Raw genomic sequence first — 18,440 nt, forward strand, 5'->3', positions numbered from 1 at the left:
GCCCCACTATCGAGCGGCTACCCCGGTGCGGAGCGAAGAGGAGGAAACGCCGTGCATGACCTTGCGATCCTGTTCTCCATCCTTGGCGTCTTCCTGCTCGGCGCCATCAGCCCGGGCCCGAGCTTCGTCGTGGTGTCGCGCATCGCCATCTCCGGCTCGCGCGCCGACGGTGTGATGGCGGCGATCGGCATGGGCCTGGGCGGCTTCCTGTTCGCCTGCATCGCGATGGCCGGCCTCACCGCGATCCTGCTGCAGGTCGAGTGGCTGAACCTGGCGCTGCGGCTGGCGGGCGGCGCCTATCTCGTCTGGCTCGGCATCAACATCTGGCGCGCCGCGCCCGAACCGCTCGAGGTTGCCGAGACGACCGCCGGGCGACCGGGCACGCTGTGGAAGTCGCTGCTGCGCGGCCTGTTCGTGCAGCTGTCCAACCCGAAGACGGCAATCTTCTACGCCTCGATGTTCGCAGCACTACTGCCCTCGCCGACACCATCCTGGATGCTGTTCGCCCTGCCGCCGCTGCTCTTCCTCAACGAGGCCCTGTGGTACACCATCGTGGCGCTCGGTTTCTCCTCGCGCCGGCCAAGGGCCATCTATTTGCGCTCCAAGGCCTGGATCGACCGGGCCGCGGGACTGGTGGTCGGCGCGCTGGGGTTGAAGCTGATCACCGACAGCGCGCGGACGTCTCTGTAGAGGCGCCGGGGCCGATATCCTGCGTCGATGGTGACACCAGCATCAGAGCTTCTAGCTCCCCTTGCAGGAGTGTGCGCTCTATCTCCCCCCTTGCGGGGGGTGAGAGCCTGGTTCGCCGCAGGCGAATTGAAAGGTCCAGTGGACCTTTCAAAAGGCTCGAACGCCCGAGGCCATAGCCGAGGCCGGGCGATTTCAGCATCTTAGCGAGCATGCCCGCAGGGCAGCGCAGTCTAAGTGCTAGAAATCGCAAGAGAGGGGATTTTCAGCCGCAGCGCTGACAATCGGCTTTTCACATCCCTTCGAAAAAATAGAGAGTTTCGCTCAATTGCGCCGCCACTCAGCTGAATATCCCCTCTCTTGGATTTTCTACGACTTAGACTGCGCTGCCCTACGGGCATGCTCGCTAAGATCGTGAAAATCCTTTCTCCCCCGCAAGAGGGGGAGATAGAGGCGCCTGTCCAGCGGAGCTCTGCGCAGCGGTTCACCGCCGAAACGTCAGGTGAACCACCCCGCTCTCCGCCGTTTCGGACTCCACCGTGTAGCCGGATTCCAGCCCGCGCAGGTCGTCCCACAGGCGGATGCCGCGGCCGAGCAGGATGGGGACGATGGCGACGTGGAGGCGGTCGACGAAGCCCGCCTTGAGGAAGTCGCGCACGGTGCTGGCACCGCCGCCGATGCGAACGTCCTTGCCGCCCGCGACGGCAACAGCCTGCTTCAGCGCCTCGGCCGGCGTGGTGTCGATGAAGTGGAACGTCGTGCCGCCGGCCATCTCGATCGAAGGGCGTTTCCTGTGGGTCAGCACGAAGACCGGGCAGCGGAACGGCGGCTCGTCGCCCCACCAGCCCTTCCAGTTCGGATCATCGGGGAAGGAGTGCAGGCCGAACATGCCGGCGCCCATGATCTCGGCGCCGATGTTGGCGAAATATCCCCGGGCATAGCGGTCGTCGATGCCGGTCGTGCCTTTGCCGCTGGTGTCCTTGAACACGCGCTCGCGGAACGTCCTTGTCTCGATATAGGCGCCGACGAGGCGCATCCAGTCCGGCCCCATCGGCTGCTCGGGCGTCTGGTCCGTCGTTGTCGCGAAACCGTCGAGCGAGATGTTGAAATCGACACGAACTGCCATCGGGGCCTCCTTGCGTGTGGTTGCCCGGCGCGAGCCGGATACTAAGGTAACTACCTTTATGTCGAAACACGAACACTAAGGCAAGTACCTTTCTTTTATTGACCGGTGCCCTCGACCGGTTTACGGATACGCATGCCCTATCATTCGACCCCGCTCGACCTTGCCTTCCACGCGCTCAGCGACCCGACGCGGCGCGCGGTGGTGTCGCGGCTGGCCGAGGGCGAGGTGCCGGTCTCCGTGCTGGCCGAACCGTTCGACATGGCGCTGCCCTCCTTCGCCCAGCATCTGAGGGTGCTGGAAGAATGCGGGCTGATCATTTCCGAGAAACGCGGGCGCAGCCGCTGGTGCCGGCTGGTGAAGGCGCGCTTCGACGAGGCGGCCAACTGGATGGAAGCGGAGCGCCGCAACTGGGCCATGCGGCTGGAGCGGCTGGATGTTTACTTAGACAATTCTGAAGGTCCTGGATGAAACATCCAGGACCCCTCAATCGCCGGCGCGGCCCATCCGGGCCGCTTGGCTCACGCGCCAACGGGCGCGGCGCGCAGTCGCGCGCTCCAACGGTCAGATGACCGTTGGTAGAAGGGAAGAGGAACGAATGAAAGACGTAGCAACCCCGCTCGAGAGCTGGTCGCTCGATCGCGAGATCGTGCTGGTCAAGCTCATCAACCATCCGCGCGCCAAGGTGTTTGCCGCCTGGACGAAGCCCGAGGCGCTGGCCGCATGGTTCGGCCCGACGGGCCTGCGCATCGAGAGCCACGAGGCCGACATCCGCGAGGGCGGGATCTGGCGTTTCGACATGGTTGGCACGTTCGAGGGCAAGGAGCAGCGCTTCCCCAACCTGATGCGCTTCCTGGAGATCGTGCCGAACGAACGCATCGTGATGGACCATGGCTCGGCCGACCCGAACGACCCCGACCGCTTCCGCGTAACGGTGACCTTCGATGAACAAAGCGATGGCAAGACGATCCTGACGCTGCGCCAGCTCCACCCCAGCCGCGAACGCCGCCAGATCGTCATCGGCTTCGGCGCGGTGGAATATGGGCTGCAGACGCTGGAGAAGCTGGCGGCCTGGCTGGAGGGGTGAGGCGGCGGTTCCGCGAGACGGGGAGTGCGTTTTGTTATGACAGGCGCAAAACCGCTGCGCGCAGGCGGACCGCGTCGTCACCTGCGCCCGACCTGTCATTCGGCTCATCCACCCGGAATGGGGGCCAATGCAGGCGCATCCAGCCCCCGGAAAGGATCGCGCCAGGCATCGATCGCTTCGAGCCGGCCATACCAGCGGCTGACGGCAGGATAGTCACCGAGCGGCAGTCTGGCGGCATTGTTGAAGGGCAGGAAGGTGGCCATTCGGAAGTCGGCGTAGGAAACCGTATCCCCCACCAGCCAGCTTCGCCCGGCAAGCTCGACTTCCAGGATCGCGGCGGAAGTGGCGAAGCGTCTCAGCCCCTCCTCGACCTGTTCCTGATCGATCGCGCCAAGCCCGTAGCGCTGTTTGGTGCCGCGCTCGAAATGCACGATGTCGCAGGCCCGCGCGAAGTTCTCCTTGCCCCAGCTCAGCCACCGGATCATCTCGGGCTCGTCGTCGCCGGTACGCCAGAAATTGGAACCCGCATCGCGTGACAGCCGGCACGCGATGGCATCGGCTTCCCAGAGGCTTTTTGCCGGGCCGACCAGGATGGGCAAGGAAAGATTCGGATTGAGCGGCCGATAGCGCTCCGCCTGCCCCGGCGCGAAAGGCGAGGCGAACTCAAACTCGATCTTGGCGTCGAGATAGCGGGCGACCGCGACCGCGAGGCGGGGATTGGGGTTGCGGCTGAAGAGGAGTTTCATGGGGCGCGCGGTCCTAGGGTGGTATCGGGTCGGAGTCCCAATAAGAGCCGATACCGGACAGTGAAATTCTACCGATCCGATGAAGCGGACACTCATGAGAGTGGTACCCACCTTTGCGGATGACCCAAAGCTGCGGCCAGCTCCACCGGCCAATCAGCGTTGGAAGCAATAGTCGATAATTTCGGTGAAGCCTGCTTCCTCTCGGATCAGTCTTGCTTCTAGTTCGTTGAGATGTGCGGCACTCGGCAGATCATTGGTTCCTGAAATTTTTACGGCAAATTCGCTGTTGTAAACCCTGCCGATCCTCGCAAGTTCGGCGCTGAGCTGATTCAGAATACCGTCTCTCAACGCAATTTGGTTACGTCGGAACCGGATCAGTCGGTGACAATCGAAAAAATCGGAGCGCTTGGAAGAGTCGTATTTTCTACCATTCCAACCAATGGCCCGCGTGGAACGGTACAAAGCGCGTTCTTGCGTATTTCGCCAAACGCTGAAATCAAAATGATTGGTGGGGTTCGGATTCTCATGCGTAGCCTGGGCGTGGAAGTCAGTCATCCTAAACTGGTGCTCATCTATCACAGCCAAAGTCCTGTTCTGCGAAGAAAGCATACGCTTGATTGCTTTGGGCATCACAAAGCGCATCACTTTAGCTGAATTCAAGATACGCAATTCCCTGGGGATCACTTCGTCATCACGATCCCAATGTCTTTCCGTGCGTTTTGGCACCCACTGAATATACATGCCGAAGAGACGCGCAACGCCATTAGGACTAAACGGAGTGATGTGAATATCATCACGCTCGGCGCCATCCTTCAGGAAATAGTATGCGGCACCGGACCGGACAAGCGATTCAGCGATTTCTCTGACCAGCTCACGAACCACCTCATCGACAGGACGGGATCCATATCTGGTTTCGATGCCGGAGAGCAATCTATCAGTCAATTTTTCATCATTTGAAGAAATGTCAAACAATATTCCACCGCGCCGTCCAGTGTAATTGATGATACGGGCGAAATCTTCATCAAACATTCTCCGATTGAAATTAGACCTTCTCTCTCTTCCTTTCAAAAAAAGACTATCAACAAACCCAAGACTCTCACTATCAAAGTGGTAGTGACGCAAAGGTGTTTCTGCCCTAACGATCTTCATGCTGACCCTATTCGCGTTCTTCGATTAATCGCCGGGCAAGGTTGGTAATTTGATAATCTATATCTATTTCTTTTGATTTAAGATCCTGGACAACATGCTTTGCAAAGAAAAGGTGAGACGCATCAGAATACGAATTTAGAAATTCCCTCACGATCTTGTTCGGGTGCTGTTCACTTCGTGCCATCTCCATTGGGCTCCCAAACCCGTCATTTCGTGCACGATTTTCGAACGACATCTTCCAATTGATCCGAATCAATTCACGGGGGGACGCACTCATACTGAAGCTATGCGGGTCAGAGAGCAGTACCATTCTTTCAAGGTATCGTTGCTTCTCAGCGGCTTTCCCGACCCAGGCATCAAACTTGGCCAGCGCACCGTCCGACAACTGCTCGTTCTCGAAGTAAGCGCCATAGAGAATGGCAAATCCTAAGACAGACGCCAAGTCATTTATCACAGTTGAAATGAGATGGAGTCGGAATTCGTTATTAATATCGAGAGTTGGATCGACAAACTTTGAGTCCGCCGCGAGAAATGCAAGGGTCATAAACATCGGAAGGACTTTGTTCAGCTTATCAACGTCGTTTTGCTCAAGCGCACTTATACATGCTTCGGCTAATTCGAAGTAAATCTGTCCAAAATGATCCGGCAACTCCTCGTAATGTTTTGGCTCAAAGATGTGTCCGACCGTTGCCCCATTGCCAAGCGTTGCAAGTGCGGTGTCTCGCGCCGCTGCGATTTGCTTGGACATCCCGGCAACGTCGATGGTTGGTAATGTGTATTGTACTTCCTTGTAGTGTCCAAGCTCACTATACCGATCTAAGAGCTCGGCCAGTTCGTTGAACCAGCGTGGCAGCTTCCAATGGCTGTGTAGACTTGCCAGAACGACTTGCGTAGCGGCCTCAGACATCTTCAGTTTCGTCAATGTCGCCACGAAGGCTGGAACCGTCTCTAGGTAGAATTTGCACACTTCCGGCAGAATTTTCGCGTAGTGCTGCAAAAGCTTTTGAACCGCCACTTGCCGCACGTATTTTGGCTTAGAAAGCCGATGACCTTCTATCTCCTGCTCAAATTCAATGCGTTCAACAATGAACCTGAGTTCAACTTGCAGAAACGCGGGCAGATTGCGTAGAGATTCCTGATTCCACTCGTCCGCATCGAAGAACCGTTTCAGCTCTTTCTCGAAGACCAACATACGGCGAAGGGCTTCTAGACACAGGTTACTTCCCAGTGCAGCCCATGTGTCAGCTATGACAATCCTTGTCACCACCGCAGTTCTTTGTAGTAAAGCGTCCTCTTTCGCAAAAGCTTCTTCAATGACTTCCTTAAAATTTTTGAGCTCCTGCATACCGAGGTCGAACTGAAACTGTTCCGCATACACCAAAGCTCGCGTCGAGAAGTGCCCTAGGAGTTTCAATGCAAGTTCGAAGTCTCCAACCTCAAACGCAAGCTCAACGTGACTTGAAAGCCGGTTGACGATCTCGGTCTCGAGCCATTGATGGTCGGTTTTTTCCTCCACCAGCATTTGCTGACTGCTTGTTTGCAGCGCCATAGACGTCGCGGTGTCTCCAGCAAAGAACCATTGCTTGTGCTTGCTGCGCCTAGGAAACCAGTAGCTGTCCTGGTTGATTTTATGTTTTTGCTGAAGGTAGTGGAGAAGCAAAGCTGTATAGTCGCCGGTCAACGCGGGTAAATTGTCGTCCAGACTCTCTTTGTTGGCCTTTATCCGATCATCAATGTACGAAAGTTGTTCGAGAGCATGTCGCGCAGCCTTCGAATGATGGTTGGCCAACGAGATGGAATTCTTACGGTTTGCCGCACCTTTGATATGGCGCACAATATTGGGGAGTATTTCGCTGCGAACGAGAACGTTGAGATCAAAGAAATTGAATAATCTCTGGCCTAACGGAAATAAGGCCAGGGCACTCAACAGTGTCAGAACCGTTCCGATGATATAAACAAAAAGTCCGGGCTCAAATCCCAATGAGGGTAATGTCGTCGCTGCCAGACAAAACATCGCAGCAAGCACTAGGACGCGAGAATAGACGCTGCCCACTTGCTCATTGGTAAGCATGTATATGATGTCGCGACGAAGTCGTGTGTATCCAGCACTCAATATAATTCCAATTGTTGCAAAGTAAATTGAGAAAATTGCGGTAAGAAGCTCAGCGTATAGCCGGAGCTGTGCAATATTGAACTCTCGGTCACCTGCTCCGAGCGGGGCAAGCGAAGTCTGACTGCCTCTTACATAATCTTCTGCAGAAATCAGCGCTGCTAGCCCCACACCGACCCAGAAAAGGCTCTTCACGCCCACCCATGCGAAAGAACCCAAAATTCGAGCGTGCATCTTTGCTTTGGTGATTGAGCTGTTCCTCTCATAGGCCCTACGCTCGAATCCAAACTCGATCCTTCCGATCCGCGCTCGGATCTTCCAAAACCAGGGTTGCGAACCCAACCTGATTTTCAGTCGATCTAAAAAAAGCGAGCGCACGCCATCTATTCCTTGCATTAGAGTATTTGCTTTTTATTGCATGTAATAGATTTGTGAAGCATAGACCCTGGCTTTACAGGCCTATGGCGACCGCTTGGTACGCAAATGACAACTTCTGCGTGCTAAGCTCACGGCAAAGGTCGGCTTTCCATTCTCACTGCACCTGTGCGCCGGCCGCAGCCATCCCTGTTTTCGGGATGGTGCGCGTTGCCTTCAAATGGCTAAATCGGAGGCGCAAAGCCCCCTCACCCCGGCCTGAACATCGTTCCGGATATCGCAAACACCCGCTCTGCCCCCCAGCATGTACGCCATCAGTGTCTCGCGGTTGAACAACTCCTGATAGGACCAACGATGAAGCGCCAAAACGACCACAGTTCGCGGTCTTCGACGTCATTGGGTTTCTAACACCATCGTCTCTGACATCGACGACTCCGGCGGCGAAGCATCCCTACTGAGCTATGGAATGAATTCCCAGTGATCCGCTTTTCCGCCTAAGGCTTTACGCAAGCCGAACCTACAATCAGGCGCCGTATCGCGCTGAATCAGATGATAAATATCCGAAAGTACTGGCCGTACCTCAGCTGCATAGGCATGGCCTAAGAGCCCCAAATTGACGTGGCTTGCGTCGATCGTATCGATCCCGGGAACGACGGCAACTGGAGGCGTCAACCCCACCCGCGCGAAATTGTGCAACCGGCGCGAGATGCCGATCGCCCTATCGTTGTTCGTCACATAAAGGGTAGCTCGCGTCGATAGCTGCCTATATGCGGCGGCAAGATTCTGGAAGACCTGTGCGTCGACGTCGGGGGCAGCGAGAATGATCTGGCCAAAGCGAACGGGCAAAACTGATGCAGCAGCATTGGCAATTGCGTCCATTGCACGAAGCAAACCTCGATTTCCCATCGAATGGGCGATAATGTGAATGGTGCTGGCGCCAGAGCGGCTAGCGAAGTCAACCAAAAAGCGTCGGATTTCGAGCTCACTGCCTTCAATTGCTGCCTCATCGCCAGCATAGCCAGCAGGCGCGCCCAGCGATGGCCAAGAGAAGAACCCAGCCGGCCCTTTGTGTGCTAAGTCGACCTTGAGTTGAGCGGTTCGGCGCGCTGCGTCCTCAAATTTCGTGTTATACCCATGTAAAAAAATGAACCCGTGCTGATCGCTGGAGTTCAGCGCGGACACTTCATTAGCTAGAGATGACCAGAATTGGCGTTCGTCGAAAATATCAACCGCTTGCAGTTTGACGCGGTTGTCACCCTTGAAGATCCGACCAAACACCCCTCGACCGAGTGAACCCATTGGCCGGTCTCTAGGGACGAAAACGCTGCATCGGCCATAGGTTACGTTGCTCGCCCGCTCGCCGAGAAATTGCCCTTTCTGATGGTGACGACGGTTGGTTCCGAACCAAACATCGATCTGTTGCCCTTCGATAGGTTGCCTACTCATCGCACGGTCATAGTGGTACCCATCCAGTTGCAGTGTCCGAGCGCGTTGCCGCGCGGCTCGGACAGCCTTGCGACGCCGATCGATGTGTTCGCGAACTCGGTTGAGAGCGTCCCTCAGATGGCTATCTTGTGACAGTGAAGTAAGCTGCGTGGCCATTCGCCAAAGGATATTTTCAGCTCGCTGTACACGATAGGCAGCGGCAGCAGCTGCGTGAGGATCTCCCTCCCCCATGCCTAGTAGTGGCCCGGCGGTCTCATTGCTGATCGTCGGATCGCGCAGGGCAAGTCCACTTTGGTGGGCGGTCTGATCGAGATCGGCTGCGTCCCCCTGACGCTCATGGGACATTGAAAGGAAGAGCTCCGCATTGCCTGCTGAGTTGTCCATATTGGCGTACGCTTTATAACGACCCGCCGCGAAACGCAGACCAAAGTGTAGATCGGCCAATGCTGCAGCGGTCAAAGCCATTGCACTTCTCTTCCTTTACGAGGCAAAGCAGATCATTAGCTGATCATTCGGACACTGAGTAGAGCGTCGATTGCTACCAGCAAGATGCTGTGCATAGTTCAGATTGGCAGGTTTCAGAAACGCGATCGACTACTGTAAATTCCTACATGAGCTGCGGTGGCTCTATCGATCAGGCAGCTCTTCCCGCTCACCCCGCCCTAAGCATCGCCCCAGAGATCGCGAACACCCGCTCCGCCCCCAGCATATACGCCATCAGCGTTTCCCGCCTGAACAGGCCCTGATACGCCCGATCCAGCACATTCAGCGAGCCGGTGTAGGCGCCGAAGGCGGGCATGATCAGGCGGCCGCCGTCGCCGGCGAAGCAGCGGCGGCGCACCGAGCGGCCGCGCTGGACGATGCGGGCGCAGGGGTGGAGGTGGCCGGCGATCTCGCCTTCGACGCGCTGCTTCGAGGGCTCGTGGCGGAACAGCACGGTGCCGACGGCGAGTTCCAGCACGGTTTCGCCGGGCAGGTCGGCCGGGGCTTCCGGGTCATGGTTGCCGGCGATCCAGAACCAGTCGCGCCCGGTCATCAGCCCTTCGAGCCGCTGGCGGAAATCGGGATGCAGGCGCTCGGCGCCCTTGCCGTCATGGAAGGAGTCGCCGAGGCTGACGACGATCCTTGGCTGATAGTCCGCGATCACCGCTTCCAGGCGGGCGAGCGTCGCGACGGTGTCGTAGGGCGGGATCAGCTTGCCGCGCCGGGCGAAGGACGAACCTTTTTCGAGATGCAGGTCGGAGACGGCGAGCAGGGAAAGGTCGGGGAAGAACAGCGTTCCGCGCGGATCGCACAGCGCGCGCTCGCCAGCGACGGTCACCGCCTCGCCGCCTATGGCTGTCACTGCACGCGCGGCCGAAAAATTCATTGGGGCCAGGACCTCTTAATCTGGTCGAAATGGTGTGAGGCCATCTGGCCGGATACAGCGGATGGCCCCGAAAAGTTGCAGACTTTTCGGACAAGGCCATGCGCCGATTTTGAGTTTGCATTTTCCATTTGGAAAATGCGGGTGAGCGAGGGCGAAGGAAGCCTGAAGGCTTTCAAGTCCCTCGCGAGATCGGAGCGCCGCGCGTTCAACGAACGCGCAAAGGACGCTCCGACATCTAAAATGGCGGATGTTCCTTTCGTGCGGACTATCGTCCGCACGGGACATGCGCTGTAGGCGGGCAGATGGCCCACATCCGAAGGACGCCGAAACGGCTGCGATCTGCGGCGTCGAACTCCTCGGCCGATGGAACCCCATCGACCTTCGGACTTCTCCTGGCATCTCTTTGCCGTTTCAGGCGCCATTTCGATCATATTAAGTGGTCCTGGCCCCCGGTCCCATTGCCTCTTCGACCAGATCGGCCGCTTCCATCAGCAGCGATTCATTGGCGCCGCCGTTCACCGGCTCCTTGCCGATCTCCAGCATCACCGGCACGGCCAGCGGCGAAATGCGGTCCAGCACCTTATGCACGATTCGACCGCGGATGCGCGAGAGCAGCGCGCCAAGCCTGCTGACATCGAGCAGGCCGGCGGCGGCATCGCTGCGGGTGGCCTGCAGCAGGATGTGGTCGGGCTCGTGGCTGCGCAGCACATCGTAGATCAGGTCGGCCGAGACGGTGACCTGGCGGCCGCTCTTTTCCTGGCCGGGGTAACGCTTCTCGATCAGGCCGGCGATGACGGCGCAGTTGCGGAAGGTGCGCTTCAGCATCCAGCTGTCGTTCAGCCAGGCGTCGAGATCGTCGCCCAGCATGTCCTCGTCGAAGAGTTCGGCAAGCGAAGGCTGCTTCGCCTTGAACAGCGCGCCCATGTCGTCCAGCGCCCACACGGCCAGCGAATAGTCGGTGGCGACGAAGCCGAGCGGGCGGGCATTGGCGCGCTCCAGCCGGCGGGTGAGCAGCATGCCCAGCGTCTGGTGCGCAAGGCGGCCCTCGAAGGGGTAGCAGACCATGTAGTGGCGGTTGCCCTTCGGAAAGGTCTCGACCAGCATGTCGCCCTTTTTCGGCAGCACCGAACGCAGCTTCTGCATGGCTAACCATTCGGCGACCTGTTCGGGCAGGTTCTGCCAGCGCGCCGGGTCGGCCAGCATGGCGCGCACCTGCTCGGCCAGATAGGTGGAAAGCGGGAACTTGCCGCCGGCATAGCTCGGCACGATGATGTTGGCGCCGGTGCCGTTGGAGACGACGCACTCGTTCTCGCGGATGCCTTCGAAGTGCAATATCTTGCCGGCAAACAAAAAATTGTCGCCGGGCCGCAAGGTCTCGGCGAAATACTCCTCGATCTTGCCCAGCACCGGGCCGCCGCGCCCGGCCATGCCGCGGCCCTGGCGCACGTAGCGCACATTGAGCTCCGGCATCTCGACGATGGTGCCGACATTGAGGCGGTATTGCTGGGCGATGCGCGGATGGGTGACGCGCCACAGCCCTTCCTTGGTGCGGCGGATGCGGGCGTAGCGTTCGTAGCTCTTCAGCGCATAGCCGCCGGTGGCGACGAAATCGACGACGCGGTCGAAGGTCTCGCGGGCAAGCTCGGCATAGGGCGCGGCAGTGCAGATCTCGGCATAAAGCCGGTCGGCGTCGAAGGGTGCGGCGCAGGCCGAGCCCAGCACGTGCTGGGCCAGCACGTCCAGCGTGCCGGCCAGCAGCGGCGGCGTGTCCTGCGCGCCGAGATAGTTGGCATCGAGTGCTGCGCGGCATTCCAGCACCTCGAAGCGGTTGGCGGGAATGAGGATCGCCTTGGAGGGCTCGTCCATGCGGTGGTTGGCGCGGCCGATGCGCTGGGCAAGGCGGCTCGCCCCCTTCGGCGCGCCGACATGCACGACGAGGTCGACATCGCCCCAGTCGATGCCGAGGTCGAGCGTGGAGGTGGCGACGATGGCGCTGAGCGCGTTGTCGGCCATGGCCTGCTCGACGCGGCGGCGCTGGCCGACTTCGAGCGAGCCATGATGCAGGGCGATCGGCAGCGCATCCTCATTGGCCCGCCACAGTTCCTGGAACAGCAGCTCGGCCTGGCTGCGCGTGTTGACGAACAGCAGCGTCATCCTGTGGCGGCGGATCGCCTCGTAGATCTCGGGAATGGCGTAGCGCGCCGAATGGCCGGACCAGGGCACGCGCTCGCGGGAATCGAGGATGGAAATGTCGGGTTTGGCGCCACCGGCGACGGTGATGAGGCCGGCCATGGGAAAGTTACCCTCCCCCTTGAGGGGGTCCGCAGGACGGGCGAGACCCGTGGCTCGCCCCGGCAGGTCGGCGCGAAGCGCCGGGGTGGGGGTCGGAAACGTTGGCGCGTTGATACCCCCACCCCGGCTCACATCCTTCGCTTCGCTCAGGGTGCTCGCCGACCCTCCCCTCAAGGGGGAGGGTAAAGGCGCCTGCGGCACCAGCCAACGGCGCAGCTCGTCGGGTTCGGCGACGGTGGCGGAAAGGCCGATGGCCGTGAGGTCCGGCACGAAGGTGCGCAGGCGCGCCAGCCCCAGCGCCAGCAGGTGGCCGCGCTTGGAGGTGACCAGCGAATGCAGCTCGTCGAGCACGATGTAGCGCAGATCCTCGAAGAAACGGTCGGCGCCGTTGGAAGCGATCAGCAGCGCCAGCTGTTCGGGCGTGGTGAGCAGGATGTCGGGCGGCGCCAGCTTCTGGCGCTGGCGCTTGTGGGCGGGCGTGTCGCCGGTGCGGGTCTCGATCGAAATCGGCAGACCGATCTCCTCCACCGGCTTGCCGAGGTTGCGCTCGATGTCGACGGCCAGCGCCTTCAAGGGCGAGATGTAGAGCGTGTGCACGCCGCGCGGCCGCTCGCCCGGACGGCGCCTCGGGCGGCCGGCCAGTTCGGTCAGCGACGGCAGGAAGCCGGCCAGCGTCTTGCCGGCGCCGGTCGGCGCGATCAACAGCATGGAGCGGCCGGCGCGGGCATTGGCCAGCAGCTCCAATTGATGCGCGCGCGGCGCCCAGCCCTTGGCCGCGAACCACCGGGTGAACGGTTCGGGCAGCAGGGCGGGCTCGTCGGCAAGGCGCGGTTCGGCGGTCACGGGAAAGACCTAGCGCGGGTGTGCGTAACAGCCAAGCGGAATTTGGAACAAAAGGGGATCGGCTTTGGGTAGGTAGGCGACCGGACGCGGCGCTTCTATCTCCCCCCTTGCGGGGGAGAAAGCGATTTCAGCATCTTAGACGAGCACGCCCGAAGGGCAGCACAGCTAAGTGCTAGAAATCGCAAGAGAGGGGGTGAGAGCCTGGTTCGCCGCAGGCGAATTGAAAGGTCCGGTGGACCTTTCAAAAGGCTCGAACGCCCGAGGCCATAGCCGAGGGCCGGCACAACGTCGGCGCTCTTCTCATCTGTTTCGGAGAAGAGAAGGCTCTCACCTATGAAACCCCTCAGCTGAAGATCCCCTCTCTTGGATTTTCTACGACTTAGACTGCGCCGCCCTGCGGGCGTGCTCGCTAAGATCGTGAAAATCCTTTCTCCCCCGCAAGGGGGGAGATAGCAGCGTCGACGCTTCGCCCAGACGATGCGAATTGGGCACCCTTGGTTAGATGGTGCGAGACTCTGTGAAAAGAGGGGTTTGCCGGTTGATAGTGAGGAGCGACCGGGCGCGGCACCCTCATCTCCCCCCTTGCGGGGGAGAAAGCGATTTCAGCAGCTTAGCGAGCACGCCCGAAGGGCGGCGCAGGCTAAGTGCTAGAAATCGCAAGAGAGGGGATTTGCCGGCACAACGTCGGCGATCTGCTCTTCTCATCTGTTTCGGAGAAGAGAAGGCTCTCACCTATGAAACCCCTCAGCTGAAGATCCCCTCTCTTGGATTTTCTACGACTTAGACTGCGCCGCCCTAAAGGGCGTGCTCGCTAAGATCGTGAAAATCCTTTCTCCCCCACAAGGGGGGAGATAGAGGCGTCGCGCCTGCGCCCTACCGTCCCGCCACGACAATCAGACCCGCGACCGGTTCACGCCTGTCCTGGCGGATGGTGCGCTCTGCGAGTGACAGCACGGAGAAGCCGTTGGCGGAAAGCACGGCGCGGACGTAGGTTTCGGAGTGCGCGTAGCGGCGCGAGGGCTGCAGGGCGAAGCCGTCGGGCCCGGAGAGCTTTTCCACCGAGAAGGCGAACAGGCCGTCCGCGGCCAGCAGGCCGGCGACCGTGGCGACGACTTTCTCCAGCGCGCCGACATACATGAAGACATCGGCCGCGGTGACGAGATCGGGGGCGGGCCCGTCATAGGAGAACTGCTGCAGGTCGGCCTTGCCGAGCCGGTCATAGACGCCCTTGCGCTCGGCCTTGCGCAGCATCGCGGCGGAAATGTCGAAGCCTTCGAGGCGGTCGGCGATCGGGCGCAGCCTTTCGCCCATCAGGCCGGTGCCGCAGCCGAGATCGAGCGCCAGGCGGAAGCGGCGGCTGTCCTGCGCGCGGATCGCTTCGTCCAGATATTCCGGCACGCGGTAGTCCAGCTTCTCCACCAGCGAGGTGTCGAAGTTCGGCGCATAATGGTCGAACAGCGCCTCGACGAAGGCGCTGGGCGGGGCGGCGGCAACCGGCGCCTTGCCGATCAGCGCCAGTTTCAGCGCGGAGCCCGGCCGGTCGGCCGGGTCGAGCTTCAGCGCCATCATCCAGGCGTGGGCGGCTGCCTCGAGATCGCCGGCCGCCTCCTGCATTTCGCCCAGCCGGAACCAGCCCAGCGTCCAGCCGGGCGCCAGCTCCAGCGCGCCCAGCATCAGCGCGGCGGCATCGACATAATCGTGCGACGCGAACAGCGCCTCCGCGTAATCGGCGCGGCGGTCGGCAAGCAGGTCGCCCGACGAAGCGGGTAGCGGTTTCATGAGGAGAATCTCCGGCGCGTCGCTTAGCCGGAGAGCGGTATTCCGCGCAAGCCCCCTCGATCGACCCTCGACGAGATACCCCCACCCCTAACCCCTCCCCTCAGGGGGGAGGGGAACTTGCGAGCCGCTATGACCTGCGAAACCACCGCCGATTTTGCCCGGCCGAAATGCCGGCTGGTCTCCCTCCCCTTGGAGGCCGGGTGACTTGCGGCCGCTATGTCCTGCCAAACCGCCAACGATTTTGCCTAGCGGAAATATCGGCTGGTCCCCTCCCCCTTGAGGGGAGGGGTCAGGGGTGGGGGTCCCTTCCCTATGCGGATCGTCCGGGCCCTCGGCTACGTCCTCGGGGCATTCGAGCCCTTGGAAAGCTCCACTGGCCCTTTCAATTTGCCTGCAGCGAACCGCACCTCCTGACAAATCTGGCAGCAGGCTTGTCAGGAGCATCTTTCATCCGGCGGGCGATGACCTATCCTGAAAGAATGCGCCCAAGCGACCTGCTCTGTTCCCGGCCCCAGGGCCTCTACTGCCCGCCCGGCGACTTCTTCATCGATCCCGTCAGCCCGGTCGACCGCGCGCTGATCACGCACGGCCATTCCGACCATGCCCGCTCCGGCCATCGCTCGGTGCTGGCGACGCAGGAGACGCTCGACATCATGGCCCTGCGCTATGGCGAGGATTTCGCCGGCACCACCCAGGCCGCCCGGCTCGGCGAGACGATCAACCTGAACGGCGTTTCCGTCTGCTTCCACCCGGCCGGCCACGTGCTGGGATCGGCGCAGATCGCCGTGCGATACAACGGCCTCACCATCGTGGCTTCGGGCGACTACAAGCGCCAGCCCGACCCGACCTGCGCGGCCTTCGAGGTGGTGCCGTGCGATGTCTTCATCACCGAGGCGACCTTCGCGCTGCCAGTGTTCAGGCATCCGCCGGCTGAGGACGAGATCGCCAAGCTGCTGCGCTCGGTTGGGCAGTTCCCGGAGCGCTCGCACCTGGTCGGTGCCTATGCGCTGGGCAAGGCGCAGCGCGTGATGCGGCTGCTGCGCGACGCCGGCTATGACCGGCCGATCTACATCCACGGCGCGATGGCGAAGATCTCGGACTACTACCAGAGCCAGGGCATCGATCTCGGCCAGCTCGAACCGGCGACGGTCGAGACAGGCACGAAGGCGGACTTCGCCGGGGCCGTCGTCATCGGCCCGCCCTCCACCTTCGCCGACCGCTGGGCGCGGCGCTTCCCAGACCCGGTGTCCTCCTTCGCGTCAGGCTGGATGCGCATCCGCCAGCGCGCCAAGCAGGGCGGCGTCGAGCTGCCGCTGATCATCTCCGACCATGGCGACTGGGATGAGCTGGCGGCGACGATCAAGGAGACCGGCGCGCGCGAGATCTGGGTCACCCACGGCCGCGAGGAAGCGCTGGTGCGCTGGTGCGAGCTGGAAGGGCTGACGGCCAAGCCGCTGCATCTCATCGGTTATGAGGATGAGGGGCAATGACGGGCTGGAACGGCGGCACAGGTGATCGAGACGGCGCGGGGACCTTTGCGGAACGTGGCAGGAGACCCCCACCCCTAACCCCTCCCCTCAAGGGGGAGGGGAACTTGGCATGCGGCAGCTTCCCCTCCCCCTTGAGGGGAGGGGTTAGGGGTGGGGGTGTCTTGCCGTGGCTTTTGTCCAAGCCGCTTTCCGCCCCCGCCGGGGACATCCGCTCATGAACCGCTTCGCCGAACTGCTCGACCGGCTGGTGCTGACGCCTTCGCGCAACGGCAAGCTGAAATTGCTGACCGACTATTTCCGCAGCGTCGAGGACCCCGATCGCGGCTATGCGCTGGCGGCGATCACCGGGGATCTGTCGATCGCCGCGGTGAAGCCGGCCATGCTGCGCGCGCTGGTGACCGAGCGCATGGACCCGGTGCTGTTCGGCTATTCCTACGACTATGTCGGCGACCTTGCCGAGACCGTCTCGCTGGTGTGGCCGGCCGACCCGGCCACGCGCGCCAACCATGTGCCGACGCTGGGCGAGGTGGTGGCGAAATTGCAGGCGGCCAGCCGCTCCGACGCGCGACAAGTGCTGGCGCGCCTGCTCGACAGCGCCGGCATCTCGGCGCGCTTCGCCATCATCAAGCTGGTCACCGGCGGCCTGCGCATCGGCGTGTCGGCACGGCTTGCCAAGCAGGCGGCAGCCGATCTCGGCCAGGTCGACGTGAGCGAGATCGAGGAATTGTGGCATGGGCTGACGCCGCCCTACAGCGAGCTGTTCGCCTGGCTGGAGGGCAAGACCGGCAAGCCCGAGCGCGCGGCCAAGGCGCTGTTTCGGCCCGTCATGCTGGCGCATCCGGCCGAGGACAAGGATTTCGACAAGCTCGACCCCGCCGACTACGCCGCCGAATGGAAATGGGACGGCATCCGCGTGCAGGCGGCAGCCGAAGGCGGCGTGCGGCGGCTCTATTCGCGCACCGGCGAGGATGTCGCCGGCGCCTTCCCCGACCTCACCGACGCGATCGACTTCGAAGCAGTGCTGGACGGCGAACTGCTGGTCGGCTCGCCCAGCGCCACCGGCACCTTCTCCGACCTGCAGCAGCGGCTGAACCGCAAGAGCGTGTCGCCGAAGATCCAGGCGCAATACCCCGCCTTCATGCGCTGCTACGACCTTTTGCAGCTGGGCGACGAAGACCTGCGCGCCCTGCCCTTCCGCGAAAGGCGCGGCCGGCTGGAAGAGTTCATCAAGACGCTCGACCCTGCCCGCTTCGATCTTTCGCCGCTGGTGGCGTTCACCGGTTGGGCCGAACTCGAAGCCGGCCGCAGCAACCCGCCGCACCCGATCATCGAAGGCGTGATGCTGAAGCGCTGGGATTCTCCCTACGTCGCCGGCCGCCCGAAGGGCCCGTGGTTCAAGTGGAAACGCGATCCTCACACGGTGGACGCGGTGCTGATGTATGCCCAGCGCGGCCACGGCAAGCGCTCCTCCTTCTATTCCGACTACACCTTCGGCGTCTGGTCGGGCCCGGAAGGCGCGGAAGAGCTGGTGCCGGTCGGCAAGGCCTATTTCGGCTTCACCGACGAGGAGCTGAAGCAGATCGACAAATATGTGCGCGACAACACCATCGAGCGCTTCGGCCCGGTGCGCTCGGTGCGCGCCGACCGCACCGCCGGCCTGGTGCTGGAAGTCGCCTTCGAAGGCCTGAACCGCTCGACGCGCCACAAATCCGGCGTCGCCATGCGCTTCCCCCGCATCTCCCGCCTGCGCTGGGACAAGCCGACCGCCGAAGCCGACCGCATCGAGACGCTGCAGGCGCTGCTGGATTGAGAGGCTAATCGAGAAATCACGCGAACCTCTCAGCTGAAAATCCCCTCTCTTGGATTTTCTACGACTTAGCCTGCGCCGCCCTGCGGGCGTGCTCGTCTAAGATCGTGAAAATCCTTTCTCCCCCGCAAGGGGGG

13 protein-coding genes are annotated in these 18,440 nt (G+C 61.4%); 5 read left to right on the plus strand and 8 right to left on the minus strand.

Features of this window, described 5'->3' with window-relative positions:
• The first annotated feature begins 51 nt into the window (after window positions 1-51).
• On the plus strand, window positions 52-690 hold the full coding sequence (locus ACFWXH_RS23830) for a LysE family translocator (protein ID WP_379123799.1): 639 nt from the start codon (window positions 52-54) through the stop codon (window positions 688-690).
• 481 nt (window positions 691-1,171) lie between these two features.
• On the opposite strand, the gene ACFWXH_RS23835 is transcribed toward ACFWXH_RS23830, so the two are convergent.
• On the minus strand, window positions 1,172-1,813 hold the full coding sequence (locus ACFWXH_RS23835; protein WP_379123800.1) for a dihydrofolate reductase family protein: 642 nt from the start codon (window positions 1,811-1,813) through the stop codon (window positions 1,172-1,174).
• Window positions 1,814-1,945: 132 nt separating this feature from the next.
• Between ACFWXH_RS23835 and ACFWXH_RS23840 the strand changes: the two genes are divergently transcribed.
• Together ACFWXH_RS23840 and ACFWXH_RS23845 are read left to right on the plus strand one after the other, a co-directional pair.
• A complete protein-coding gene (locus tag ACFWXH_RS23840) occupies window positions 1,946-2,281 on the plus strand; it encodes an ArsR/SmtB family transcription factor (RefSeq protein ID WP_379123801.1) in 336 nt (111 codons plus the stop codon).
• Between the two features lie 127 nt (window positions 2,282-2,408).
• Window positions 2,409-2,897, plus strand: a complete 489-nt coding sequence (locus ACFWXH_RS23845) for an SRPBCC family protein (protein WP_379123802.1) — start codon at window positions 2,409-2,411, stop codon at window positions 2,895-2,897.
• Window positions 2,898-3,001: 104 nt separating this feature from the next.
• On the opposite strand, the gene ACFWXH_RS23850 is transcribed toward ACFWXH_RS23845, so the two are convergent.
• The 7 genes from ACFWXH_RS23850 to ACFWXH_RS23880 form a co-directional block, all read right to left on the minus strand.
• Window positions 3,002-3,643, minus strand: a complete 642-nt coding sequence (locus ACFWXH_RS23850; RefSeq protein WP_379123803.1) for a glutathione S-transferase family protein — start codon at window positions 3,641-3,643, stop codon at window positions 3,002-3,004.
• Between the two features lie 153 nt (window positions 3,644-3,796).
• Entirely contained in the window at window positions 3,797-4,792 is a 996-nt protein-coding gene (locus tag ACFWXH_RS23855; protein WP_379123804.1) for a hypothetical protein, read from the minus strand.
• 7 nt (window positions 4,793-4,799) lie between these two features.
• Complete coding sequence (locus tag ACFWXH_RS23860) at window positions 4,800-7,280, minus strand: hypothetical protein (RefSeq protein WP_379123805.1); 2,481 nt, start codon at window positions 7,278-7,280, stop codon at window positions 4,800-4,802.
• Between the two features lie 456 nt (window positions 7,281-7,736).
• Window positions 7,737-9,188, minus strand: a complete 1,452-nt coding sequence (locus ACFWXH_RS23865) for an alpha/beta hydrolase (protein WP_379123806.1) — start codon at window positions 9,186-9,188, stop codon at window positions 7,737-7,739.
• A gap of 187 nt (window positions 9,189-9,375) precedes the next feature.
• On the minus strand, window positions 9,376-10,092 hold the full coding sequence (gene pdeM, locus ACFWXH_RS23870) for a ligase-associated DNA damage response endonuclease PdeM (protein ID WP_379123807.1): 717 nt from the start codon (window positions 10,090-10,092) through the stop codon (window positions 9,376-9,378).
• Window positions 10,093-10,524: 432 nt separating this feature from the next.
• A complete protein-coding gene (locus ACFWXH_RS23875) occupies window positions 10,525-13,227 on the minus strand; it encodes a ligase-associated DNA damage response DEXH box helicase (RefSeq protein WP_379123808.1) in 2,703 nt (900 codons plus the stop codon).
• Window positions 13,228-14,100: 873 nt separating this feature from the next.
• Window positions 14,101-15,006, minus strand: coding sequence for a methyltransferase (locus tag ACFWXH_RS23880; protein ID WP_379123809.1), 906 nt, complete (start codon window positions 15,004-15,006; stop codon window positions 14,101-14,103).
• A 479-nt stretch (window positions 15,007-15,485) separates the two neighbouring features.
• Between ACFWXH_RS23880 and ACFWXH_RS23885 the strand changes: the two genes are divergently transcribed.
• Together ACFWXH_RS23885 and ACFWXH_RS23890 are read left to right on the plus strand one after the other, a co-directional pair.
• Window positions 15,486-16,496 carry a ligase-associated DNA damage response exonuclease gene (locus tag ACFWXH_RS23885; protein WP_379123810.1) on the plus strand — a complete coding sequence of 337 codons (1,011 nt, stop codon included), beginning with the start codon at window positions 15,486-15,488 and terminating at the stop codon, window positions 16,494-16,496.
• Between the two features lie 214 nt (window positions 16,497-16,710).
• Window positions 16,711-18,306, plus strand: a complete 1,596-nt coding sequence (locus ACFWXH_RS23890; RefSeq protein WP_379123811.1) for a cisplatin damage response ATP-dependent DNA ligase — start codon at window positions 16,711-16,713, stop codon at window positions 18,304-18,306.
• Window positions 18,307-18,440: the final 134 nt, after the last annotated feature.

Source organism: Mesorhizobium sp. NPDC059054 (assembly GCF_042739215.1).
GTDB lineage: Bacteria > Pseudomonadota > Alphaproteobacteria > Rhizobiales > Rhizobiaceae > Mesorhizobium.

What these genes read in the sequence shown, in the direction of transcription:
- ACFWXH_RS23885 (WP_379123810.1), top strand. Translation starts at nt 15,486, where the DNA reads ATGCGCCCAAGCGACCTGCTCTGTTCCCGGCCCCAGGGCCTCTACTGC.
- pdeM (WP_379123807.1), bottom strand. Translation starts at nt 10,092, where the DNA reads ATGAATTTTTCGGCCGCGCGTGCAGTGACAGCCATAGGCGGCGAGGCG.
- ACFWXH_RS23845 (WP_379123802.1), top strand. Translation starts at nt 2,409, where the DNA reads ATGAAAGACGTAGCAACCCCGCTCGAGAGCTGGTCGCTCGATCGCGAG.
- ACFWXH_RS23865 (WP_379123806.1), bottom strand. Translation starts at nt 9,188, where the DNA reads ATGGCTTTGACCGCTGCAGCATTGGCCGATCTACACTTTGGTCTGCGT.
- ACFWXH_RS23890 (WP_379123811.1), top strand. Translation starts at nt 16,711, where the DNA reads ATGAACCGCTTCGCCGAACTGCTCGACCGGCTGGTGCTGACGCCTTCG.
- ACFWXH_RS23855 (WP_379123804.1), bottom strand. Translation starts at nt 4,792, where the DNA reads ATGAAGATCGTTAGGGCAGAAACACCTTTGCGTCACTACCACTTTGAT.
- ACFWXH_RS23835 (WP_379123800.1), bottom strand. Translation starts at nt 1,813, where the DNA reads ATGGCAGTTCGTGTCGATTTCAACATCTCGCTCGACGGTTTCGCGACA.
- ACFWXH_RS23880 (WP_379123809.1), bottom strand. Translation starts at nt 15,006, where the DNA reads ATGAAACCGCTACCCGCTTCGTCGGGCGACCTGCTTGCCGACCGCCGC.
- ACFWXH_RS23850 (WP_379123803.1), bottom strand. Translation starts at nt 3,643, where the DNA reads ATGAAACTCCTCTTCAGCCGCAACCCCAATCCCCGCCTCGCGGTCGCG.
- ACFWXH_RS23840 (WP_379123801.1), top strand. Translation starts at nt 1,946, where the DNA reads ATGCCCTATCATTCGACCCCGCTCGACCTTGCCTTCCACGCGCTCAGC.